General features: G+C 65.4%; 22 protein-coding genes and 5 tRNA genes. 14 read left to right on the top strand and 13 right to left on the bottom strand.

The window, feature by feature from the left end; translation table 11 throughout:
- Window positions 1-110: 110 nt before the first annotated feature.
- From ACFWB0_RS19465 to ACFWB0_RS19490, 6 genes are all read right to left on the bottom strand, one after another.
- Window positions 111-416, bottom strand: a complete 306-nt coding sequence (locus tag ACFWB0_RS19465; RefSeq protein ID WP_378492105.1) for a DUF1416 domain-containing protein — start codon at window positions 414-416, stop codon at window positions 111-113.
- Between the two features lie 5 nt (window positions 417-421).
- Complete coding sequence (locus ACFWB0_RS19470) at window positions 422-1255, bottom strand: sulfurtransferase (protein WP_378492106.1); 834 nt, start codon at window positions 1253-1255, stop codon at window positions 422-424.
- Between the two features lie 54 nt (window positions 1256-1309).
- The gene (locus ACFWB0_RS19475; RefSeq protein ID WP_378492107.1) at window positions 1310-1762 is read right to left on the bottom strand and encodes a DUF4395 domain-containing protein; all 453 of its coding nucleotides are present in this window, start codon (window positions 1760-1762) and stop codon (window positions 1310-1312) included.
- Between the two features lie 132 nt (window positions 1763-1894).
- Complete coding sequence (locus ACFWB0_RS19480; protein WP_378492134.1) at window positions 1895-1981, bottom strand: putative leader peptide; 87 nt, start codon at window positions 1979-1981, stop codon at window positions 1895-1897.
- Window positions 1982-2038: 57 nt separating this feature from the next.
- A complete protein-coding gene (locus ACFWB0_RS19485; protein WP_378492108.1) occupies window positions 2039-2464 on the bottom strand; it encodes a TlpA family protein disulfide reductase in 426 nt (141 codons plus the stop codon).
- The gene (locus tag ACFWB0_RS19490) at window positions 2461-3243 is read right to left on the bottom strand and encodes an LmeA family phospholipid-binding protein (protein WP_378492109.1); all 783 of its coding nucleotides are present in this window, start codon (window positions 3241-3243) and stop codon (window positions 2461-2463) included. The genes ACFWB0_RS19485 and ACFWB0_RS19490 overlap by 4 nt, the downstream gene beginning before the upstream one ends.
- A gap of 134 nt (window positions 3244-3377) precedes the next feature.
- Here ACFWB0_RS19490 and ACFWB0_RS19495 point away from each other — a divergent pair, with 134 nt between their 5' ends.
- The 6 genes from ACFWB0_RS19495 (at window position 3378) to pstB (ending at window position 9294) form a co-directional block, all read left to right on the top strand.
- A complete protein-coding gene (locus ACFWB0_RS19495; protein ID WP_378492110.1) occupies window positions 3378-4100 on the top strand; it encodes a winged-helix domain-containing protein in 723 nt (240 codons plus the stop codon).
- A 17-nt stretch (window positions 4101-4117) separates the two neighbouring features.
- Window positions 4118-5053 (top strand): mycothiol synthase, encoded by a 936-nt coding sequence (gene mshD, locus ACFWB0_RS19500; protein WP_378492111.1) that lies wholly within the window; start codon window positions 4118-4120, stop codon window positions 5051-5053.
- Between the two features lie 237 nt (window positions 5054-5290).
- On the top strand, window positions 5291-6409 hold the full coding sequence (gene pstS / locus ACFWB0_RS19505; RefSeq protein WP_378492112.1) for a phosphate ABC transporter substrate-binding protein PstS: 1119 nt from the start codon (window positions 5291-5293) through the stop codon (window positions 6407-6409).
- Between the two features lie 95 nt (window positions 6410-6504).
- Window positions 6505-7554: a phosphate ABC transporter permease subunit PstC gene (pstC, locus tag ACFWB0_RS19510; protein ID WP_378492113.1), complete on the top strand. Its 1050-nt coding sequence runs from the start codon at window positions 6505-6507 to the stop codon at window positions 7552-7554.
- 3 nt (window positions 7555-7557) lie between these two features.
- Window positions 7558-8466 carry a phosphate ABC transporter permease PstA gene (gene pstA / locus ACFWB0_RS19515; protein WP_378492114.1) on the top strand — a complete coding sequence of 303 codons (909 nt, stop codon included), beginning with the start codon at window positions 7558-7560 and terminating at the stop codon, window positions 8464-8466.
- 51 nt (window positions 8467-8517) lie between these two features.
- Window positions 8518-9294 carry a phosphate ABC transporter ATP-binding protein PstB gene (pstB, locus tag ACFWB0_RS19520; RefSeq protein WP_378492115.1) on the top strand — a complete coding sequence of 259 codons (777 nt, stop codon included), beginning with the start codon at window positions 8518-8520 and terminating at the stop codon, window positions 9292-9294.
- A gap of 104 nt (window positions 9295-9398) precedes the next feature.
- On the opposite strand, the gene phoU is transcribed toward pstB, so the two are convergent.
- From phoU to ACFWB0_RS19550, 6 genes are all read right to left on the bottom strand, one after another.
- On the bottom strand, window positions 9399-10103 hold the full coding sequence (phoU, locus tag ACFWB0_RS19525) for a phosphate signaling complex protein PhoU (protein WP_378492116.1): 705 nt from the start codon (window positions 10101-10103) through the stop codon (window positions 9399-9401).
- An 85-nt stretch (window positions 10104-10188) separates the two neighbouring features.
- Complete coding sequence (locus tag ACFWB0_RS19530) at window positions 10189-12255, bottom strand: LCP family protein (protein WP_378492135.1); 2067 nt, start codon at window positions 12253-12255, stop codon at window positions 10189-10191.
- A 409-nt stretch (window positions 12256-12664) separates the two neighbouring features.
- Complete coding sequence (gene dusB / locus ACFWB0_RS19535) at window positions 12665-13807, bottom strand: tRNA dihydrouridine synthase DusB (RefSeq protein WP_378492117.1); 1143 nt, start codon at window positions 13805-13807, stop codon at window positions 12665-12667.
- A 163-nt stretch (window positions 13808-13970) separates the two neighbouring features.
- Window positions 13971-14927 (bottom strand): acyl-ACP desaturase, encoded by a 957-nt coding sequence (locus ACFWB0_RS19540; RefSeq protein ID WP_378492118.1) that lies wholly within the window; start codon window positions 14925-14927, stop codon window positions 13971-13973.
- Window positions 14928-15176: 249 nt separating this feature from the next.
- Window positions 15177-15797, bottom strand: coding sequence for a DUF937 domain-containing protein (locus tag ACFWB0_RS19545; protein ID WP_378492119.1), 621 nt, complete (start codon window positions 15795-15797; stop codon window positions 15177-15179).
- 69 nt (window positions 15798-15866) lie between these two features.
- A complete protein-coding gene (locus tag ACFWB0_RS19550; RefSeq protein ID WP_378492120.1) occupies window positions 15867-16322 on the bottom strand; it encodes a hypothetical protein in 456 nt (151 codons plus the stop codon).
- 127 nt (window positions 16323-16449) lie between these two features.
- Here ACFWB0_RS19550 and ACFWB0_RS19555 point away from each other — a divergent pair, with 127 nt between their 5' ends.
- On the top strand, window positions 16450-17094 hold the full coding sequence (locus ACFWB0_RS19555; protein WP_378492121.1) for a hypothetical protein: 645 nt from the start codon (window positions 16450-16452) through the stop codon (window positions 17092-17094).
- 61 nt (window positions 17095-17155) lie between these two features.
- On the opposite strand, the gene ACFWB0_RS19560 is transcribed toward ACFWB0_RS19555, so the two are convergent.
- A tRNA-Lys gene (locus ACFWB0_RS19560) sits at window positions 17156-17228 on the bottom strand.
- A 235-nt stretch (window positions 17229-17463) separates the two neighbouring features.
- Here ACFWB0_RS19560 and ACFWB0_RS19565 point away from each other — a divergent pair.
- The 7 genes from ACFWB0_RS19565 (at window position 17464) to ACFWB0_RS19595 (ending at window position 20855) form a co-directional block, all read left to right on the top strand.
- On the top strand, window positions 17464-18105 hold the full coding sequence (locus ACFWB0_RS19565) for a TetR family transcriptional regulator (RefSeq protein ID WP_378492122.1): 642 nt from the start codon (window positions 17464-17466) through the stop codon (window positions 18103-18105).
- A 109-nt stretch (window positions 18106-18214) separates the two neighbouring features.
- A tRNA-Glu gene (locus tag ACFWB0_RS19570) sits at window positions 18215-18287 on the top strand.
- 54 nt (window positions 18288-18341) lie between these two features.
- Window positions 18342-18415 (top strand) — tRNA-Asp (locus ACFWB0_RS19575).
- Between the two features lie 38 nt (window positions 18416-18453).
- Window positions 18454-18527 (top strand) — tRNA-Phe (locus ACFWB0_RS19580).
- Between the two features lie 105 nt (window positions 18528-18632).
- Window positions 18633-18706: transfer RNA gene (locus ACFWB0_RS19585), tRNA-Asp, on the top strand.
- 185 nt (window positions 18707-18891) lie between these two features.
- Window positions 18892-20124 carry a glycosyltransferase family 4 protein gene (locus tag ACFWB0_RS19590; protein ID WP_378492123.1) on the top strand — a complete coding sequence of 411 codons (1233 nt, stop codon included), beginning with the start codon at window positions 18892-18894 and terminating at the stop codon, window positions 20122-20124.
- On the top strand, window positions 20124-20855 hold the full coding sequence (locus ACFWB0_RS19595) for a class I SAM-dependent methyltransferase (protein WP_378492124.1): 732 nt from the start codon (window positions 20124-20126) through the stop codon (window positions 20853-20855). Before ACFWB0_RS19590 ends, ACFWB0_RS19595 begins: the two co-directional genes overlap by 1 nt.
- Window position 20856 lies beyond the last annotated feature (1 nt).

Here is a 20856-nt window from a genome sequence, read left to right on the forward strand (position 1 = left end):
ATATTAGCCCCTCGGCGTCGACGGGCACGACTCGGCCGGGTGGAACGCGAAGGGCCCCGCTCCTGCGTCGGAGCGGGGCCCGGAAGCCGTAAGGCGACCTGCCGGTCTGCTTACTTCGCGACGGTCACGTCGACGTTGTGCACGCCGGCGGCAGTCGGGTTCACGGTTGCGGTGCCGTTGCCCGTGCTGGACAGCGCACGGATCTTCCAGTCGCCGGGGGCGGCGAAGAACCGGAAGTCGCCGGTCGCCGACGCGACGACCTCGGCGGTGAACTCATCGGTGCTGTCGAGCAGACGCACGAAGGCGCCGCCGACGGGCTGTCCGTCGGCTGCGAGAACACGGCCGGTGATGACCGTTTCCTTCTCGGTGTCGACGTTCGACGGCAGGGTCTGGGACTGGACGGGTGCTCCACACATATCTCTTATGCTCCCAATTCGATCGGTGCGCCGACGAGCGAGCCGTACTCGACCCAGCTGCCGTCGTAGTTCTTGACATTCTGCTTGCCGAGGATCTCCTGCAGCACGAACCAGGTGTGGCTCGAACGCTCGCCGATACGGCAGTAGGCGATGGTTTCCTTGCCGTCGTCGAAGCCCTTCTCCACGTACAGAGCGGTGAGTTCCTCGTCGGACTTGAAGGTGCCGTCCTCGTTGGCGGTGGTGCTCCACGGGATGTTGATCGCGCTGGGAACATGTCCACGCTGCTGCGCCTGCTCCTGCGGAAGGTGCGCGGGAGCGAGGATCTTGCCGGAGAACTCATCGGGCGAACGCACATCGACGAGGTTCTTGCTGCCGATGGCGTCGATGACCTCGTCGCGGAACGCGCGGATCGACGTGTCGGGCGCGGCGGCCTTGTACTCGGTGGCCGGACGGGTCACCTCGTCCTTCGACAGCGGACGGCCGTCGAGCTCCCACTTCTTGCGACCGCCGTCGATGAGCTTGACGTCCTGGTGGCCGTACAGCTTGAAGTACCAGTACGCGTACGCGGCGAACCAGTTGTTGTTGCCGCCGTACAGCACGACGGTGTCGTCGTTCGCGACACCCTTGGCCGACAGCAGAGCGGAGAACTGCTCCTGGTTCAGGAAATCGCGACGGACCGCGTCCTGCAGATCCTTGCGCCAGTCGAGTCGAATCGCGCCCTCGATGTGGCCGCCCTCGTAGGCGGAGGTGTCTTCGTCGACCTCGATGAAGACGGTCTTCGGCGCTTGCAGGTTCTGCTCAGCCCAATCGGCGGAGACCAGAACATCGGAGCGAGCCATGGTTTTTCCTTTCGGTGGTGACACTGAAGAAGCTGAAGAAGGTAGATGTCGAACTCAGGTCGGTTCCGGCCGCAGCCGGACGATCAGCGGGTACATGAGGCAGCCGAGACACACTCCGAATGCGGCGTTCAGCAGGGCTGCGAACAGCGCGAATCCTGCGGCGACGAGGCCGAGGGTGACGGCGCCGGTGAGCAATGCGACGGCGCCGATGAGGGCGAAGACGAAACCGACGGCCTGCGCGAACCGTAAGGGCGCAGCAGGTTCGGTTTCGGTGGGGGATGTCAGGCGGGGTGCGACGACGGTGGCGAAGAACGCGCCGTACGGGCTGCGCCGCGGACCGAGTACCGCACCGAAGGCGAACGCGAGGGTCTGCGCTGCCAGAACGATGCCTGCTGCCGTGGGCGAGAACGAAGCGATGACGAGTACCGCCGCGAGCACCGCGGTGGTGAGCCAGGCGGCGAACCGTGGGCCGCGGACATCGACATGTGCGGGTGATGAAGTGGACATGAGTGTGCTCCTGCTGGATCGATATCGCTGGGGCGAGTCGAATTGCGGTAGGTCACCGCGGGTTGATCACATCGGCGAGGGTGGCGCAATGCCGTACCGGCAAGCCGGGGACAGGATGCGCCCGCGCTGTGATCAGCAGCAGGTACAACAACAGCCGCCGAGGCGGCACAGATCGACTGCGCGGCGTCGGGTGAGCAGCAGCTCTTGGCGGTGTTGCACGAGTCGGAGTCTAACCGAGAATTCGGCACAGGGAAGGGCCAGGTGCCCGCCGGATTTCTACAGCGAGGCCAGCGCGTGCCGCAGGTCGGTCGCGCTGGGAACCCCGGAGACCCTGAACCGCTGGTGTCCGCCGCCGTCGAACACGAACGTCGTGGGAAGTGAGAGTACTCCGAGTTGCGTGGCCAGGGAAGAATTTTCATCGAAGTCGAGCTCGATGTCGCGCGCAGTCACCTCGGTGTCGCCGCTGTTCTCGACCACCCCTGCCACCACCCGGCGTACGGCGGCACACGGCCCGCACCAGGGCGCCGAGAAATGCAGGATCACCGGCACACCGTCACCGACGCCGACCCCGCCGAGTTCAGGGTCGACGGCCGATATGCCGGTGGCCCGACGTTCCTTCAGCCGACCCGAGTGCGCGCGCATCACCACACCCGCGACGCACGTCGCGACGACCACGACGGCGAGGACGACGAGCGGGATCATGAGGGACGCTGCACGTCCGCGAGGTCGATCGTCACGTTGTGCGCTTCGCCCTCGATGACGATCCTCGAGCCGCGCGCCTCCACCGACGTGGGATAGACACCGAACGGTAGATCCTGCGGCGCGATCGTGGTGGTGAACAGTCCCAGCACCAGAGGCTTCAACGGTTCGGGGACCGAGAAGTCGGTATGTCCTTCAGGGCCGAAGTACAGGTCGGACGCGATGATCTGCACCTGGTCACCGTCCAGCACGAGGTCGGCCTGGACACTGACCTGCGTCGAGAGCGGGCCTACGGGCACGGTGCCGGTGAGCACGACACCGCCGGCGGTGGTGGGGCCGGACCCGCCCGACCCGCCCGTGCCGTCGGACTTGCTGTCCGGTGGCGCGGACACCTGCAGATCGGGGATGTCGAGTGCCTGACCGAGTTCGGTGGCGTCGATCATGACGCGTCCGTAGAGCAGATCGACCGGCACCGACCGGATCGATCCGTCGAGGAGATTCGACGCCTCCGCGTGGGCACCCACCAGGTTCGCTTCGACCGTGATGTCGCCGAGCGTCTCGGTGGGAACCCGGTCCGCGGTGATCTCGACGTTCTCGTAGTGCCCGTTGCGTGCCTGCAGCAGAAACGGAAACCCGTGGATCGTCACTGCGGGATCGGACTCGAGCGCCCCACCCTCACGCAGCGCGCGTGACAGGCGGTACTCGGACCAGGCCGCCGCCCCGAAATCGGCGAGCAGAGCGAGGCCGACGAGGACGACGAGGCCGTAAATGAGTTTGCGCACGCAGACCATTGTGACGGAACGTACCGAGAGAGCTTCTCGCCAGCTAACACGGCGGTAACAAATGGGGGGCTAATCTGTAGCACGTCGTTCATCCAGAACGAACTGCCCAGGCAGTGCGAAGAAACGGAGGCCCGGTGGAGCTTCTCCTTCTGACCTCCGATCCGAATCCGGATGCGGTGTTGCCGTCACTGTCGCTGTTGGCACATTCGGTGAGGCCTGTCCCGACCGAAGTGTCGTCGTTGCTCGAAGCCGCAACCGCCGATATCGCGATCGTCGACGCCCGGACCGATCTCGCCGCAGCGCGCGGACTGTGTCGCCTGCTGGGGGGAGTCGGATCGGCCATCCCCGTGGTCGCTGTCCTCACCGAAGGCGGGCTTGTCGCGGTCAATCCCGAGTGGTCGCTCGACGACATCCTGCTCACCGGCACCGGACCAGCAGAACTCGACGCCCGGTTGCGACTGCTTCTATCGCGGTCCGGTAATGCGGTCGGTACCGAGGCGTCCGGCCGAATCACTCTCGGCGAGCTCACCATCGACGAGGACACGTACACAGCGAGGTTGCGCGGAAAACCGCTCGACCTCACGTACAAGGAATTCGAACTCCTCAAATACCTCGCCCAGCACGCCGGCCGGGTCTTCACCCGCGCGCAGTTGCTGCAGGAAGTGTGGGGTTACGACTTCTTCGGCGGCACCCGCACGGTCGACGTGCACGTGCGACGACTCCGCGCCAAGCTCGGCCCCGAACACGAAGCCCTCATCGGTACCGTCCGCAATGTCGGCTACAAGGCGGTCCGGCCGAGCAGCCGCACCAAAGGCGGCCACACGGTCGCGGCCTCCGAGGACGAGTACGTCGAGTAGTGGCTACCCTCGGGTGCATGAAGCCCGGGCCCCACGAGAACAATGAGCTCCGATCGCAGCAGCAGTGGTTCGTCGAGCGTCCGACCGCGGAGCACGCCGCCGGGGTTCAAGCCCTTGTCGACCGCGCGACCGCGCAGGACGGAACCGCTCCGGTGTCGGAGCAGGCAGTCCATTCCTTGACCCGCGACACCGATGCGCGCCACCTGGTCGCCGTCGTGGACGGTGCGGTCGCCGGGTACGCGAACCTCACGCCTGCGCACGGCGAGCATCCGTCGATGTCCGAGGTGGTCGTCGATCCGGCGCATCGAGGTCGCGGTCTCGGTAGCGAGCTCGTCGGCGCAGCGCTGACCGAGGGCGGACCCGAGACTCGCGTGTGGGCGCACGGAGACCTTCCCGCCGCGCGCGCTGTCGCCGCGAAACTCCACCTGACGGGCGTGCGCGAACTACTTCAGCTGCGTCGGTCGCTCGATCTTGCGCTCCCCGAAATCGAGGTGCCCGATTCGATCGAGCTGCGCACATATCGAGGACCGTCCGATGATCCGGAATTCCTCCGGGTCAACGCGTCCGCCTTCGAATGGCATCCCGAGCAGGGACGAATGTCGGCGAGCGACGTTGCCGACCGTCGTGCCGAGTCGTGGTTCGACCCGGAGGGGTTGTTCCTCGCATTCGACGTCGCCGATCCTGATCGCCTCCTGGGGTTCCACTGGACGAAGGTGCATCCGGGAGGGCCGACGGAACCGTCGCTCGGTGAGGTCTACGTGGTCGGTATCGATCCGGCGGCACAGGGCCGGGGTCTCGGCCGTCTCCTCACTCTTGCCGGTCTGCATCATCTGCGTGAGCGCGGACTGCCCACGGTCCTGCTCTACGTGGAGGGCGACAACACGGCCGCGCTCAACACCTACGGCAAGCTCGGATTCGAGCGGTTCCACGTGGATGTCGCATACGAGAAGTGAACATCTCCCGACGACACGTGGTTGTCCGGTGAAGTTCGAGTGATTGTCGCAACACCACTAGCGCCTGTATCCGGCGTGTTCATCTCCTGTTAACCGCCGAGAGAGTATCCGTCCACCGGATCCGCCTACCTTCTGCATACGGGTCGGACGTTGTCGACTCGGCGCAGGGGTCCTCCCGCGCCTCGAAGTCGCCACCCAGCCTTGTGTGGCGGAAGCGATATTCCTGAAGGAGTACAGGTGAACCTGAAGCGCAATGGTGCTCTGCTCGGACTGTTTGCGGCCGGCGCCCTCACGCTCTCCGCTTGCGGTAGCGACAACAATGCGGGTTCCGTCGAGGTCGACGCAGACGCGTCGGGCGCGACCTGCGAGGGCAAGGCGAACCTCTCCGGCGCGGGGTCGTCAGCGCAGAAGAACGCGATGGACAACTTCGTCTCGACCTACATCGCCGTCTGCAACGAGAAGGGCTCCACGGTCAACGTGGCCTACAACCCGTCGGGGTCCGGTGACGGCCGCACGCAGTTCATCGCGAGCCAGATCGATTTCGCAGGCTCCGACTCCGCGATCGAGGGTGAGCAGGCCGCGCTGGCCGCCGAGCGTTGTGCAGGCAACCCGGCATGGAACCTGCCGCTCGTGTTCGGTCCGGTGGCGCTCGCCTACAACCTCGAGGGCGTCGACAACCTCGTCCTCAACGGTGAGACCGCCGCCAAGATCTTCAACGGCCAGATCACCACGTGGAACGACCCGGCGATCGCCGCGCTCAACGAGGGTGTCGAGCTGCCGGATACCCCGATCACCGCAATCGTCCGTTCGGATTCGTCCGGTACCACCGACAACTTCCAGCAGTACCTCGAGGCCGCTTCCAACGGTGCATGGACCACCGGTGCCGGTTCCGACTTCACCGGCGGTATCGGTGAGGGCGCGAAGGGCTCTGCGGGTGTCGCGCAGGCTGTTTCGGGTGCACCGGGCTCGATCACCTACGTCGAGCAGTCGTTTGCCGAGCAGAGTGGTCTCGGCATCGCTGCGATCGACACCGGTAGCGGCCCGGTCGAGCTGACCGCCGAGACTGCGGCTGCAGCCATCGACGGCGCCGAGTTCGCCAGCGCCGGTGGCGGCGACCTGACCCTCGACCTGTCGTCGATCTTCGGTACCAGCACCGAAGGTGCGTACCCACTGGTGCTCGCCACCTACCAGATCGTGTGCTCGGGCGGATACGACGCCGACACCACGGCGGCGGTCAAGTCGTTCCTGACCAGTGCGGCGAACGAAGGCCAGGAGGGTCTCGACGAGGTCGGCTACGTTCCGCTTCCGGATGCCTTCAAGTCGAAGCTGACCGAGTCGATCGACGCCATCGCTTGAGCGTCTGCACAGCCTGATCGTCTGCACAGCCTGATCGTCTGCACCGACGGACCGCCCGTTCCTGAGATCCACGACAAGATAGATTGCGAGTTCACATGAGTGACGCGCCGAGCTCCTCGGCTACTCGCGCCGCCGGTCCTGACCCGACCGGGTCAGGACCGGGCGGTCCGCACGGCAGTACACCGGAGGCCAAGATTACTTCCCCACAGACCAAGAAGAAGTCCGTCGTTCGCCCAGGCGACCGGATCTTCAGTTCGCTGGCTTCCGGGTCCGCTGTCCTGGTCTCGGTGATCATCGCCGCGATCGCGGTGTTCCTCGTGTGGCGCGCCGTTCCGGCATTGCAGCGCAACACCGTCAACTTTCTCACCAGCCGCGAGTGGATCACGCAGGACATCGAGGCGATGGCCTTCGGTGTCCTCGACCTGTTCCAGGTGACCGTCCTCGTGTCGCTGTTCGCACTGGTCCTCGCGATGCCTGTGGCGCTCGGTATCGCGATCTTCCTGTCCTCGTATTGCCCCGAGAAGATCAAGAAGACGCTCGCGTACGTGATCGACCTGCTCGCCGCGGTGCCGTCGATCGTCTACGGCCTGTGGGGGATGCTGATCCTCGCGCCGTTCCTGCGTCCCGTCGCGGAGTTCCTCAACACCAATCTCAGCTGGTTCCCGTTGTTCGCGACGGGCAGCGGCTCGATCATCGGGGGTGGCACGATCTTCACCGCGGGCATCGTGCTCGCAGTGATGATCCTGCCCACCATCGCCGCGGTCAGCCGTGAGGTGTTCGTCCAGACCCCCACCGCTCACATCGAGGCTGCGCTCGCACTCGGCGCGACCCGCTGGGAGGTCGTGAAGACCACGGTCATCCCGTTCGGCAAGTCCGGCTACGTCAGCGGTTCCATGCTCGGTCTCGGACGTGCACTCGGCGAGACCATGGCCCTCTACTTGATCCTGCGAACCACGTCGGAAGCATTCTCCTGGTCGCTGTTCGACGGCGGCGCCACCATCGCATCGAAGATCGCCCTGGGTTACGCCGAGTTCAACAACAACATTCAGGCAGGTGCCTACATCGCGGCAGGCCTGGTGCTGTTCATCCTGACCTTCGTCGTCAACGCCGCAGCCCGCATGATCGTCGCTGGAAAGAAGGACTGAGCCATGACGACGACAACCCTCACATCGCCTGTCAAGAAACCCACGTTCCAACGGGTCAGCGGTGCTCGTCGTGCCAAGGACGTCGCGGCCACGGTGCTGGTCACCCTCTCGGTGCTCGTCGCTCTCGTGCCGCTGGCATGGGTCCTCATCACCGTGATCTCCAAGGGCATGCCTGCGCTGCTCTCGTCCACATGGTTCACCCATTCGCTGAGCGGACTGACCGCCTCGTCCATGGGCGGCGGTGTCTACCACGCGATCGTCGGCACCCTGCTGCAAGGATTGGTGTGCGCAGTCATCTCGATTCCGCTCGGGGTGTTCGTCGCCATCTACCTCGTCGAATACGCCGGTAAGTCGAAGCTCGGCCGCATCACGACGTTCATGGTCGACATCCTCAGTGGCGTTCCGTCCATCGTCGCCGCACTGTTCATCTACGCCCTGTGGGTCGCGACGTTCGGGTTCCCCAAGTCGGCGTTCGCTGTGTCGCTGTCGCTGGTGCTCCTCATGGTGCCGGTCGTGGTGCGCAGCACCGAGGAAATGTTGCGGATCGTTCCCCAGGACCTGCGAGAAGCGTCGTACGCGCTCGGCGTTCCGAAGTGGAAGACGATCGCCCGGATCGTGCTTCCGACCTCGCTCGCAGGCATCATCACCGGCATCATGCTCGCGCTTGCGCGAGTGATGGGTGAGACCGCACCGCTGCTGATCCTCGTGGGCTACGCACCGTTCATCAACTTCAACCTGTTCGGTGGCGAGATGGCCACCCTGCCGGGCCTGATGGTCGCCGAGATGAACAATCCCACCGAAGCGGGCTCGATGCGCATCTGGGGCGCGGCACTCACCTTGATCCTCATCATCGCGATCCTCAACATCGGAGCCAAGCTGATCGGCCGCCTGTCGCAGGTCGGCTCCAAGTAGGCGATCCGCCGATGACCACACACTTCGTTTTCGATCAGTAGGGAGCCGGTAATGGCCAAGCGTCTGGACCTCAAGGACGTCAACATCTACTACGGGAAGTTCCACGCGGTATCCGACGTGACGCTGGCGGTACCGCCTCGCAACGTCACCGCGTTCATCGGCCCGTCCGGTTGCGGCAAGTCCACCGTGCTCCGCTCTCTCAACCGCATGCACGAGGTCACCCCCGGCGCTTACGTCGAAGGGTCGGTGCTCCTCGACGGCGAGGACATCTACGACGCGGCCATCGATCCCGTGGGCGTCCGCAAGACCATCGGCATGGTGTTCCAGCGGCCGAACCCCTTCCCGACGATGTCCATTCGCGACAACGTCGTGGCGGGACTGAAGCTCCAGGGCATGCGCGACAAGAAGAAGCTCGACGAGATCGCCGAGCAATCGTTGCGCGGCGCAAACCTGTGGACAGAGGTCAAGGATCGCCTCGACAAGCCCGGTGGAGGTTTGTCCGGTGGTCAGCAGCAGCGCCTGTGCATCGCCCGTGCGATCGCAGTGCAGCCCGATGTGTTGCTCATGGACGAGCCGTGCTCCGCTCTCGACCCGATCTCCACGCTCGCGATCGAAGATCTGATCACGGAGCTGAAGCAGGATTTCACGATCGTCATCGTCACGCACAACATGCAGCAGGCAGCCCGCGTGAGTGACCAGACCGCGTTCTTCAATCTCGAGGCCACCGGCAGGCCCGGCAAGCTCATCGAGATCGACGACACCGAGAAGATCTTCTCGAATCCGACGCAGAAGGCCACCGAGGACTACATCTCGGGTCGCTTCGGCTGAGTTGTCATCCCGGGAAGTCACCCGGTTGCTCGGCTACGGATACGAATAGGAGAGCCCCGACCGGATCGTCCGGTCGGGGCTCTGCGCGTGCGACGTAGGCGAACTCAGGCTTCCGGGTACACCGTGAGCTTGTCTACCCGCTGCTGCATCGCGTTGAAGTCCTCGAGGGTGGGCAGCTTGCCCGTCACGAGGAAGATCACGCGGCGACCCACCTCGACGGCGTGGTCGGCGAAACGCTCGTAGAAGCGGCCGAGGAGAGTGACGTCGACGGCTGCGGCCACCCCGTGCTTCCACTCACGGTCCATGAGCACGCTGAACAGGTGACGGTGGAGATCGTCCATCGCCTCGTCCTCCTCATGGAGGCGTGCTGCACGCTCGGGGTCGCGAGTCTCGAGGATCTCGCGGGTGGCGACGCCGAGGGACACGGCGATCCGGCCCATCTCCGCGAAGTAACCGCTGACCTCATCGGGAAGCACGTGGTTGGGGTGACGCCGACGCGTGGCCTTCGCGATGTGCAGGGCCAACGCACCCATCCGATCGATGTCCGCGACGATCTGGATGCCGCTGACCACTGCGCGCAGGTCGCCCGCGACGGGGCCCTGGAGCGCGAGAAGCGCGAAACCCTTCTCTTCGCACACGGCACCGAGTTCGGTGATCTTGTCGTGCTCTTCGATCACCATCTCCGCGAGGGGGAGGTCGGCCTGGAGGAGGGCTTGGGTGGCCCGTTCCATCGCCGTTCCGGCGAGCCCGGCCATTTCGCCGAGTAGCCCGGTGAGTTCATCCATCTGTTCGTTGTAAGCGACGCGCATAACGTCACACCATACGGGCTCCAGCGGTACGTATCACGATCACAGAGTGAACCGGAGGTAAACGATGACCGGAAGTTCAGCGCTCTCAGCTGCAGGGATCGGCACCGGCATTGGTTACGGTCAGGTCGGCGGGAAGCTGTACGGCCCCCTCGTCGTGGGCCTCTTCGATCGAGACCGGTTCGAGCGGGTTTCCGGGCGGAGTGGGAGAGGCGACGACGCCGTTGTAATCGGCTCCGAGGACGACCTCGACCACATTCCCGAGAGTGGAATCCGACGCCCGCTGCAGCACCGTGCCGGGGAACGCCGAGGCGACCGTCATTGCCGCGGCTTCCATCCCGGGGGCGAACCGTACAACGGTGTGCGTGCTGGTGCCCGTGTAGTTGCCCGTGTGATAGATGGGGAATCCGTATGCGGCGAGCTCGTCCGCGACGCCGGCCGCGAGACCGGACATGTCCGACGCATTCGATACCTGCACCGACACCCACGATGGATCGACAGCGGAGAGTGAGGGGGCCATCACCGGAGCCTCCGCAGCCGCAGCCTCGGCCGGGGGTGCGTCGCGCTTCTCTCCGGGGAGAGGCTGATCGTCGATGATCGCGGTGAAGATCGCTTTGATGTCGTCGAGCCGGGGAATCTCGTTGCCCCAGTCGGTGGTGCCTGCGGTGGGCACAGTCAGGAACGTCACGGCACCGGCATCGACATTCTGCAGCGATCGGCCGAGCTTCACCAGCGAATCGGCGTTGACATTCTCGACGAACGTAGCGCGAGTGAAGGCACCGATGAGCCCGTTCAGCTTCCCGGGGTCGAGCAGAACCTTGTTCGACAACGCGGACCGCAGCAGCGACGACAGGAACTTCTGCTGGCGGTTGATCCGCGAATAGTCGCTGTTGATCTCGGATTCGACCTTTCGCGCCCGAACGTAGTCGAGCGCCCGACGACCGTCGAGAAGATGAGTGCCCGCCGTGTCGATGATCGTGCCGAGCTCACCGTCGACCAACGGAGTCGGAGTGCAGACCTGGACGCCACCGACCTCGTCGACCATCGATTCGAAACCGGCGAAATCGATACCGACGAAGTGGCCGATCTTCAGACCCGACATTTTCTGGATCGTCTTGACCAGGCACTTCGGCCCTCCGAGTGCGTACACCGCGTTGAGCTTGTCGCCGTCCGCCGCGGGATAGACCTCGGAGCTGTAGTCGCCGGAGTCGCTGTCCCATGCGAGACACACCGGACGCTCCACATCGAGGTCGCGGGGGAACGACACCGCGACCACACGACTGCGATCGGCGGGGATGTTGACGAGGATCGCGACGTCGGCGCGAGAACCCTCGGCGTCCTCGAGGCCTCCGGCACCCACCTCACCGCTGGCCCCTGCACGCGAATCGGTACCGACGATGAGATAGGTCTCGTCGCCGGTCTGTCCGATGGGATCGACGATGTCCTCGGACTCGGTGTCGAGGGCAGCGATCTGGGAGAACCCCGCCTCCGTCGCGCGGAGGTAACTCCAGACCGACCCCGTACCGAGGAGGGCGAGGACCGATACGAGCGACACCGTGACACGTGCAGCGAGCCGCAACTTTCTCTGCTTGCGTTTCTTGCTCAGCGACAGCCGGCTCAGCCCGTTGCTGCCCACCGCCTGCGGTGTGGCCGTGGGCTCGGGTGCGACATCGTCGTCGAGGTCGTCGGGCCCGGTTTCCGGTGGCGGCGGGGCCGCGGCAGAGACCGGGGCGACCGATCGGGTGAGGGCGTTGTCGGCCGGGGTCGCGCGTGTGGGGACGCGCTCACGGGGAGCAGCAGTGGGTGGTTTCGGGGGAGGCAGCGCCGCTGACGCGGTTCGAGGAGGCGCACTCGGCCGCGGCGGGGGTGCCTGCGGAGGTACCGGCGCTTCAGGAGATTTTCGGGGCTGCGGAGGCCGCGGGGGCTGGGACGCGCGCGGAGGCTGCGGCGTCCGCGGTGGGGCCTGCGGCGTTCGAGGTGGGGAAGGAGTATCGGGCGCGCGGGGTGTCGCGGGAGGCTTCGGTGCGGGAGGTCGTGGTGCTGCGGGAGCGGGGGGTGCTGCCGGAGCGGGGGGTGCTGCGGACGGGGGCGATGCCGGCGGGGGCGATGCCGTGGGAGAAGGGGGCGAGTTCTTCTCTCGGTCCACCTTGTTCATCAGCTCCGCGACGGTGAGCTGCTTCGACTTGTCAGCCGGGTCGTCGCGTCTGCTGCGTCCGGTCTCGCGGCGGCCACCGGAGCGGCCACTGGCGCTACGTCCACTTTCCGACCGTCCACTTTTCGACCGGGCGCTGTCCGTTCCTGCATCGTCGGGCCGGCCCCGGTGGATTCGGTCGGAGTGCGAGTCGTGATAGGAGGTGTCGGCGATCGGTCGCTCCCACGGCGCACGACTGTCGGGCGAACCCGGATCGTGCTCCTCACCCACCGATGTCCTGACCTCTCCGCGTCGCGTTCCCGCACTTGTCGTGTTCGCCCTCGGTCCGGGCGACTCCGCAATGATACTGATTGCAGGGCGGTCCACCGAGACCTACGAGCTTTGTCTCGACAGTAAGGTGAATCAGTGCAGGTCAGCCACCGGAATGCATGATGTCGGCGCCCACCGGGACGAGTGTGTCATCGGGGTCGTCGAGCCATCCGTCCGGCAGCGCCACGGCACTGGGAGAGCCCTGGCGGCCGCGGGGCCCTTCGGCGTCGGCAGGGAACGGGACCATGGGATCGAGCTGCCCGAGAAGGTCGTCGAACTCACCCAGCGACGACACCCGTGCAAGGCTGCTCCGCACTTCCGAACCTGCGGGGAAGCCCCGCAGATACCAGGCGATGTGCTTGCGGATCTCGCGCATGCCCTTGTCCTCGCCGTGGTGGTCGGCGAGCAGTGTGGCGTGGCGGCGCATGATCACCGTGACCTCGCCCAGCGTCGGCGGGGTGGCGATCTCCCGGCCGTTCAACGCCGCGCTCAATTCGGCGAACAACCAGGGGCGTCCCAGGCATCCTCGTCCGACGACGACTCCGTCGCATCCGGTCTGAGCCATCATCTTCTCGGCGTCCTCGGCATCGAAGATGTCGCCGTTTCCCAGGACGGGCACGTCTGTGACGTGGTCTTTCAGGCGGGCGATCTCGTTCCAATCCGCGGTGCCCGAGTAACGCTGCGCAGCAGTGCGGGCGTGCAGTGCCACGGCAGCAGCCCCCTCGGCAGCGGCGATCCGCCCCGCGTCGAGGTGGGTGTGGTGCTCGTCGTCGATGCCGACCCGGAACTTGACCGTGACCGGGATGTTCGTGCCTTCGGTGGCGCGCACTGCGGCCGCGACGATCTGTCCGAACAGGCGACGCTTGTAGGGCAGTGCCGAACCGCCGCCCTTACGGGTGACCTTGGGAACGGGGCACCCGAAGTTCATGTCGATATGGTCGGCGAGGTTCTCGTCGACGATCATCTTCGCCGCGGCGTACGTCGTGTCGGGATCGACCGTGTACAGCTGCAGTGAGCGGGGTGTCTCGGTGGGGCCGAAGGTGGTCATGTGCATCGTGACCGGGTGACGTTCGACGAGGGCCCGCGCGGTGACCATCTCGCACACGTACAAGCCCGATGTGCTGCCTGCGCGCTCGAGCTCGAGGTCGCGGCACAGGGTGCGAAATGCGACGTTCGTCACCCCGGCCATCGGAGCCAGCACGACGGGGCTGTCCAACTCGAGCGAGCCGATCTTCAGGGCAGACATGGGAACCTCGGGAAAGCGTTGTAGTGCAAAGGAATGCGAACAGGGTCCTGCGGAAAGTGGGCGGGACGCCTGTGCCCGGCACCGAGGACGGTGCCGGGCACAGGATAACCGCTGGTGGTGGCGGAGCCCGAATCGGTCGGACCCGGATATGGCCCCGCGCAGATCAGGAGACGGCGACGGTGCGCTCGCGCTTGGCGGCTTCGCGAGCGAGCGAGCGGTCGCGCATCTCCTCGAACTTCACGGCCTGCTTCTCGAGGTCTTCGAGGAAGGTACCGAGTTCGTCGAGCGTCTGTGCGCCGGCGCTACCGAAGTCGCGGTCGAACATCTTCCACTTGCGTAGAACGGGCATCACGACATCGTCGAGGTGCTGGCGAAGGTCGTAGATGCCGTGCTTGGCCATCAGGACGCCGTTGCGACGGAAGTTGGGCATGCCTGCGCCGGGCATCTGGAAGTTCTTCAGGATCTCGGTGATCGCTTCGAGGGCCTGGACCGGCGCGATGTCGAGGGCGGCTTCGCAGATGTTGCGGTAGAAGATCATGTGCAGGTTCTCGTCGGCGGCGATGCGCTGGAGCATCTTGTCGGCGATCGGGTCGTTGCACGCGTGGCCGGTGTTCCGGTGGGAGACGCGCGTTGCAAGCTCCTGAAAGGTGACATACGCGACCGAGCGCAACAGGCCGGTGTCCTCGCTCGGGGACGCGAAGCCGTTCGTCATGTGCTCGATGCGGGCGTTCTCGAGAGCGACGGGATCGACGCCGCGCGTGACGACGAGGTAGTCGCGCATCACGATGCCGTGACGGTTCTCCTCTGCGGTCCACCGTCCGACCCACGTGCCCCATGCGCCGTCACGTGAGAAGTTGACGGCGATCTCGCGGTGGTAGGAGGGCAGATTGTCTTCGGTGAGCAGATTTGTGATCATCGCTGCCTTGGCGACCTCGCCCAGCTTCGACTGCTCGGGCTCCCAGTCGTGCCCACCCATGGCTGCGAAGTTACGTCCCTCGTCCCACGGCACGTAGTCGTGGGGATGCCAATCCTTGGTCATCGAGAGGTGTCGGTTGACGTTCGCCTCGGCCACGGGCTCCAGCTCACGCAGTAGCTCCAGTTGAGTCAGGACTCGCGTCATTGATTCGTACCCCTGTCCGTGTGATGTCGTTTCGGTGGCCCAGCCTACGGGACCGTAGGTTGGTGTCCGTCGAATCTGTCGTCGCACACCGAACCGGGCGGCCGACCGGAATCCACAATGTTCCCCGTCACAAACGTCCGTGGCTACGGTACCGGGTCCCTACTGTGTACCGCCTGAAGTCCCCGGATCGGGAAGCGGCCCCGGTGGGTTCCGGGGTCCGCGTCCGAACGTGAGTTCAGATGGTGCCGATCAGCGCTTTCCTCCGCCGAGGAGGCCGCCGAGAAGCCCGCCGAGTCCGCCGCTGGAATTGCCGCCCAGAACGCCCCCGAGTATGTCGCCCAGTCCGCCGCCGGTGTTACCGGAGCCGCCCGCTGCGTTCTTCAACAGTCCGCCGAGCAGATCGCCGAGGACGCCCTGGTTGCCTGCGCTTGCCGTCGTCGTGGTGGGGGCCGTGGTGGAAGCGGAGCCTCCGGTGATCTGCTTCGCGATGTAGGACAGGACGATCGGCGCCAGGATCGGCAGCAGTTGTGCGATGAGGTCTTTGCCTCCGGAACCGTTGACCGAACCCAGCGTGCTGATGACCTGGTCCTTGTTGTTGCCGAACACGTTGGCGACGATCTTGTTGCCGTCGGCGGTGTCGACCTTCGCGACGTCGACTCCGTTGTCGAGGATCGTCGAACCCGAATGCTTGTTCACGGCCGACATCAGAGAGGCAGCTCCCGCCGCGTCCTGCGCGTTCGCGTCCAGGCCACCGACGAGGGTCGGGAGGGCCGCGCGGACAGCGGTCTCCGCCGTTGCGGTGTCGACGCCGAGCTTCTGCGCCACCTGATCGATCGGTACCTGAGAGATCAGTTCGTCAAGACTTGCCATGGACCCTCGCCTGGTCAGGGGCGCCACCCGATGGACGCCGGTGGGCTGAGCGTATCGACAGTGCCGCCGTCAGCTGCGTGCCCGCTGCCGGGAGGGGCGCAGCGAGACCAGGCAGCACACCAAGCCGACGAGGGTGCCGCTGGCCAGCAGCACGAATCCGTTCTGGTTGGTCAATGCCGTGCTGTGGTTCTCCGCCAGATAGGCGCCGTGCGACTGGAAGATACGCACCGCGGCGGCCACACACACCGACAATGCGAGGACGGTGCCTGCCCAGCCGGTGATTACGGAGTCGAACAGTGCGGCGATCAACAGCAGCACCGATGCCGCCGCGAGTGGAATCGCAAGGGACTCGTACAGCGGTAGTTCCGCAACGACGAGGCTTGTGGGATCCCCGCCGGGAAAACCGTCGCGGAGTCCAGAGAGGGGGATTTCGGTGGAGCGAGCTCCTCCGACCATGGGCAAGACGGTGCCGATACCCAATGCCACTGCAGCCAGGAACAGGCCCAGATCCACAAAACTGCGCATGTGCCTCCCACCCCGGATTCGATTAGCGCGTGATCACACTATCCAAAACGGAGCGGTAAACGCGGTGGGAAACGCGAGGGCAAGCAATTGATGCTGTTGGGCCGACGCGAACCGTACGCTGTGTCCCATGTCTGACGCCAGGACATCGTCCGAAATCGGGCGAGCGGGAATGCCGCCGTGGCTCAAGAAGATCGTCACGGTGGTCGCGGCCCTGCTCGTACTTGTCATCACTTACTTCGTGCTCGCCGCATTCGTACCCCGATGGTGGGCGCAACGCATCGCGGGACTTGCCGAAGGCGGATTCTCCCGCGGGATCATGTGGGGCCTGCTGTTCGGAATCCTGTGCACCGCGATCCCACTCATCCTGATCGTGTGGGTCTGGCAGGTACGCGGGTGGAAGTACGGTCGCGGTGTCCAGATTGCGCTCACGGTCCTCGCACTCGTCGTGGCGATACCTAACCTGATGACGCTCAGCGTCGTACTCGGCGGTGGAAACGCGGCGCACGCCGGTGAACGGATCATGGATGTCGACGCACCCGGATTCCGCGGTGCCTCGCTGGTGGGGGCCGTCATCGGTGTGCTCGTGTTCGTGATGCTCGTCGTTGCGGTGGTTCGATACCGGAAGCGGGGGAAGGATCTGCGGGCTGCGCGCGCCGACCTCGAACGGAAGGCGGCCGAAGCCGAGAGGCGCGACTCCGATTCGGCGGGCGGTGCCCCCGCTGCGGAAGGGCTGCCTCCGGAAGATCCGGCCTCTGGGCCTACCGGCCGCTGACCTCCCACACGAACGGAAACGACCCGGCGTCCGTAATTGCGGAACGCCGGGTCGTTCTCTGTGCCCCCAGTAGGGCTCGAACCTACGACCTGCGGATTAAAAGTCCGTAGCTCTACCAACTGAGCTATAGGGGCATGGGCGCACAGTGTAACCACACTGTGCAGCCAGATCGTATCGGACACGAAATCCGAATACTTCGATGGGCTCGGGTGCACACCCCCTGCTTCCGCACCCGAGCCGCGGAAAGCATACCACTCGGTGTGTTCTGTGGTTCACGGCGTTCTGCGGAGCAGGTCACCCGGCCGCTTCGGATGCTGCGCGACTAGAGTTTCCTGCGGGGGTCGGATATTCGGAGGGCTCGATTCGTTCATGTCACGTCAACAGGAACGTGCGCGTCGTACGCGTTCCGCGATCATCAAGGCGGCTGCCGTCGAGTTCGCGAAGCGCGGCTACGGCGCCGCGTCGATCAACTCGATTCTCGAACATTCGAACGCCACCAAGGGCGCGATGTACTTCCACTTCGCATCCAAGGACGAACTCGCCCGCGCGGTCCTCGAAGAAGGACTCGAGCACTACCGGACGATCGTGACGCACTGGGTCGAGGCGGCAGACCTGGACCCGTTCGAACGTCTGCACGGAATGGTCGCGGACCTCGGGGAGGCGCTGCGCAACGACGACGTGATCGCGGCCGAGTTCAGGCTCGTCACCGAACCCGAGTTCATGAGCGAAGCGCAACTGCGCGGCAGCTACATCTGGGGCAGGGCGGGCTATCGGCTCGCGATCGAAGCCCAAGAGCAAGGACTGTTCCGTCCGGGCGTGGACATCCGCAGGTTCATCGAAGCGGTCGGGTCGTCGCTGGCCGGCCAGCGCTACCTCGCCGACCTCACGTCCCCGGAGATCGACGTCAAGTCCAAATTCGAGGCGTGCCTCGAGGTTCCTCTCGAAGCGATGGCCTCGGAACAGTGGCTGACTCGGTGGCGCGAGCATGGTTGGCCGCAGACGCCGGATTAGTGGCATGACCTGTGGATTTGTGAATCAGGAATGCTGTGACATAAGCTGTCCAAGCTCCCAGCGGAACGGAAAATCCCGTTGAGGGTGCGTGCCGGAGGAATCCGGTCGGGCCCCCTTCGTCTAGCGGCCTAGGACGCCGCCCTTTCAAGGCGGTAGCGCGGGTTCGAATCCCGTAGGGGGTACACTTCGGTTTCGGCCGGATGTGTGCAGTACGCTGGCAGAGAATTGAATAGCAAGGCCCTGTGGCGCAGTTGGTTAGCGCGCCGCCCTGTCACGGCGGAGGTCGCGGGTTCGAGTCCCGTCAGGGTCGCAGAGGTATGCGATCGGCATTCGGTTCGGGTGCCATCCGGCCAGGTAGCTCAGTTGGTACGAGCGTCCGCCTGAAAAGCGGAAGGTCGCCGGTTCGATCCCGGCCCTGGCCACAACGATGGTCGAGTTCGACTATCGACAAATGAATACAGGCAAATGAATACGACGGACCCACCGCGTGCGGTGGGTCCCGCTATGAGAGCCCAGTGGGCTCCTATGGCCCTGTAGCGCAGTTGGTTAGCGCGCCGCCCTGTCACGGCGGAGGTCGCGGGTTCGAGTCCCGTCAGGGTCGCTCCACACGAAGGTCCGGTATCGATGAGATACCGGACCTTCGTCGTCGTTGCAGTCCGATGCCGTTGCAGTCCGATACTGTTGCCGAGGCCGGACCACTCCTGTTACCGCGACCGGGTGAACATGTTCTAGTGTGTGCCCTACGTAACTGAATGGACACGTGTCCGAACAATTCCGGGGGTTGATGTGCGCATAGCTCTGCTGTCGTACCGGAGCAAACCGCACTGTGGTGGTCAGGGTGTCTACGTCCGCCACCTCAGTCGGGAGCTCGCAGCCCGAGGTCACGACGTCGAAGTGCTCTCGGGTCAGCCGTACCCGGAACTCGACCCTGCCGTGACTTTGACGAAGGTACCCAGCCTCGACCTCTATCGCGACGACGACCCGTTCCGCACGCCGCGACCCGGCGAGTACCGAGACCTGATCGACGTTCTCGAAGTCGCCACCATGTGGACCGCCGGATTCCCGGAACCACGCACCTTCGGGCTTCGCGCGGCTCGGCTGCTGCGCGACCGAGTCGCCGATTTCGACGTCGTCCACGACAACCAGTCACTCGGTTCGGGCCTTCTCCGCATCGCGAAGGATCTACCGCTGGTCGCGACCATCCACCATCCGATCACCCGCGACCGCGAACTCGATCTCGCGTCGGCCCCCACACTGCGTCGCAAGCTCACGTTGCGGCGCTGGTACGGATTCCTGCGCATGCAGGGGCGGGTCGCCCGGAAGATACCGACGTTGCTCACGGTCTCAGAGAATTCCGCCGACGACATCCGCACTGCCTTCGACATCGAGCCGGACCGCCTCCACACGATCCCACTCGGCGTCGACACCCACCTGTTCGCGCCGCCGTCCACGCCCAGGGTCGCGGGGCGCATCGTGTGCGTGGCCAGCGCGGACGCCCCCCTCAAGGGGGTGCCGACGCTGCTCGAGGCCGTCGCCAAGCTGCACACCGAGCGTGAGATCGAGCTCGTGCTCGTCTCCAAGCTCGCCCCCGGTGGTGCCACCGAGCGCCTCATCGACGACCTCGCCATCGGTGATGTCGTGCGAACCGTGTCGGGGATCGACGACGCTGCGCTCGCGGAGCTCCTCGCGTCGGCGGAGGTCGCTGCAGTGCCGTCGCTGTACGAGGGCTTCTCACTGCCGGCGGTCGAAGCCATGGCATGCGGGACTCCGCTCGTGGCCAGTCGCGCGGGTGCGATACCGGAGGTGGTCGGTGATGCAGGCGAGCTCGTGCCACCCGGCGACGCCGAGCAGTTGGCCGCCGCGATCGCGGCGCTGTTCGACGACCCGGATCGGCGGGCCCGACTCGGCGCTGCCGCCCGCTCGCGCGTCGAAGAGAAGTACAGCTGGGCCGCCGTCGCTGCGCAGACCGCGGCCGTCTACGAGAGCGCGATCGCTGCACACGAAGGAAGGACCGACTGATGCTGACCGTCGACTTCGACCGGCTGGGGGTGCGGCCGGGGTGCCGCGCGATCGACATCGGTGCCGGTGCAGGCAGGCACTCGTTCGAGTTGTACCGGCGTGGCGCGGACGTCGTCGCATTCGACCGCAGCGCCGACGACATGAAGGCGGTCGCCGACATGTTCGTGGCGATGGACCTCGAGGGTCAGGCTCCCGAGGGCGCTCTCGCCCGCGCCGAGGTGGGTGACGCGCTGGCGCTGCCGTATGCCGACGACACTTTCGATGTGGTCCTGATTTCCGAAGTGCTCGAACATGTTCCCGAGGACGAGCGCGCGATCGCAGAGGTCGTCCGGGTTCTCAAGCCCGGTGGTGTTGCAGCGGTGACTGTCCCGCGGTGGTTCCCCGAGAAGATCTGCTGGGCACTGTCGGATGCCTACCACGAGGTCGAGGGCGGGCACGTGCGCATCTACAAGGCAGACGAGCTGGCGTCGAAGCTCACCGCGGCGGGTTTGACGGTGCGCGGGACCGATCACGCCCACGCGTTGCATTCGCCGTACTGGTGGCTCAAGTGCGCGGTCGGCGTCGACAACGAGAACAATCCGCTGACGAAGGCGTATCACCGGATGCTCGTGTGGGATCTGATGGAGGGGCCGTGGTTGACCCGCACCGCGGAGAAGCTGCTCGACCCCGTCATCGGAAAGAGCGTCGTGTTCTATCTCGAGAAGCCGGGTGCATCCGGTGCGCCGCAGTGAG

The sequence above is a fragment of the Rhodococcus sp. NPDC060086 genome (assembly GCF_042730275.1).
Taxonomy (GTDB): Bacteria; Actinomycetota; Actinomycetes; order Mycobacteriales; family Mycobacteriaceae; genus Rhodococcus.

Coding starts and splice junctions, on each gene's coding strand:
- ACFWB0_RS19465 (WP_378492105.1), bottom strand. CDS start 416: ATGTGTGGAGCACCCGTCCAGTCCCAGACCCTGCCGTCGAACGTCGAC.
- ACFWB0_RS19470 (WP_378492106.1), bottom strand. CDS start 1,255: ATGGCTCGCTCCGATGTTCTGGTCTCCGCCGATTGGGCTGAGCAGAAC.
- ACFWB0_RS19475 (WP_378492107.1), bottom strand. CDS start 1,762: ATGTCCACTTCATCACCCGCACATGTCGATGTCCGCGGCCCACGGTTC.
- ACFWB0_RS19485 (WP_378492108.1), bottom strand. CDS start 2,464: ATGATCCCGCTCGTCGTCCTCGCCGTCGTGGTCGTCGCGACGTGCGTC.
- mshD (WP_378492111.1), top strand. CDS start 4,118: ATGAAGCCCGGGCCCCACGAGAACAATGAGCTCCGATCGCAGCAGCAG.
- pstC (WP_378492113.1), top strand. CDS start 6,505: ATGAGTGACGCGCCGAGCTCCTCGGCTACTCGCGCCGCCGGTCCTGAC.
- pstA (WP_378492114.1), top strand. CDS start 7,558: ATGACGACGACAACCCTCACATCGCCTGTCAAGAAACCCACGTTCCAA.
- pstB (WP_378492115.1), top strand. CDS start 8,518: ATGGCCAAGCGTCTGGACCTCAAGGACGTCAACATCTACTACGGGAAG.
- phoU (WP_378492116.1), bottom strand. CDS start 10,103: ATGCGCGTCGCTTACAACGAACAGATGGATGAACTCACCGGGCTACTC.
- ACFWB0_RS19530 (WP_378492135.1), bottom strand. CDS start 12,255: ATGAACAAGGTGGACCGAGAGAAGAACTCGCCCCCTTCTCCCACGGCA.
- dusB (WP_378492117.1), bottom strand. CDS start 13,807: ATGTCTGCCCTGAAGATCGGCTCGCTCGAGTTGGACAGCCCCGTCGTG.
- ACFWB0_RS19540 (WP_378492118.1), bottom strand. CDS start 14,927: ATGACGCGAGTCCTGACTCAACTGGAGCTACTGCGTGAGCTGGAGCCC.
- ACFWB0_RS19545 (WP_378492119.1), bottom strand. CDS start 15,797: ATGGCAAGTCTTGACGAACTGATCTCTCAGGTACCGATCGATCAGGTG.
- ACFWB0_RS19550 (WP_378492120.1), bottom strand. CDS start 16,322: ATGCGCAGTTTTGTGGATCTGGGCCTGTTCCTGGCTGCAGTGGCATTG.
- ACFWB0_RS19555 (WP_378492121.1), top strand. CDS start 16,450: ATGTCTGACGCCAGGACATCGTCCGAAATCGGGCGAGCGGGAATGCCG.
- ACFWB0_RS19565 (WP_378492122.1), top strand. CDS start 17,464: ATGTCACGTCAACAGGAACGTGCGCGTCGTACGCGTTCCGCGATCATC.
- ACFWB0_RS19595 (WP_378492124.1), top strand. CDS start 20,124: ATGCTGACCGTCGACTTCGACCGGCTGGGGGTGCGGCCGGGGTGCCGC.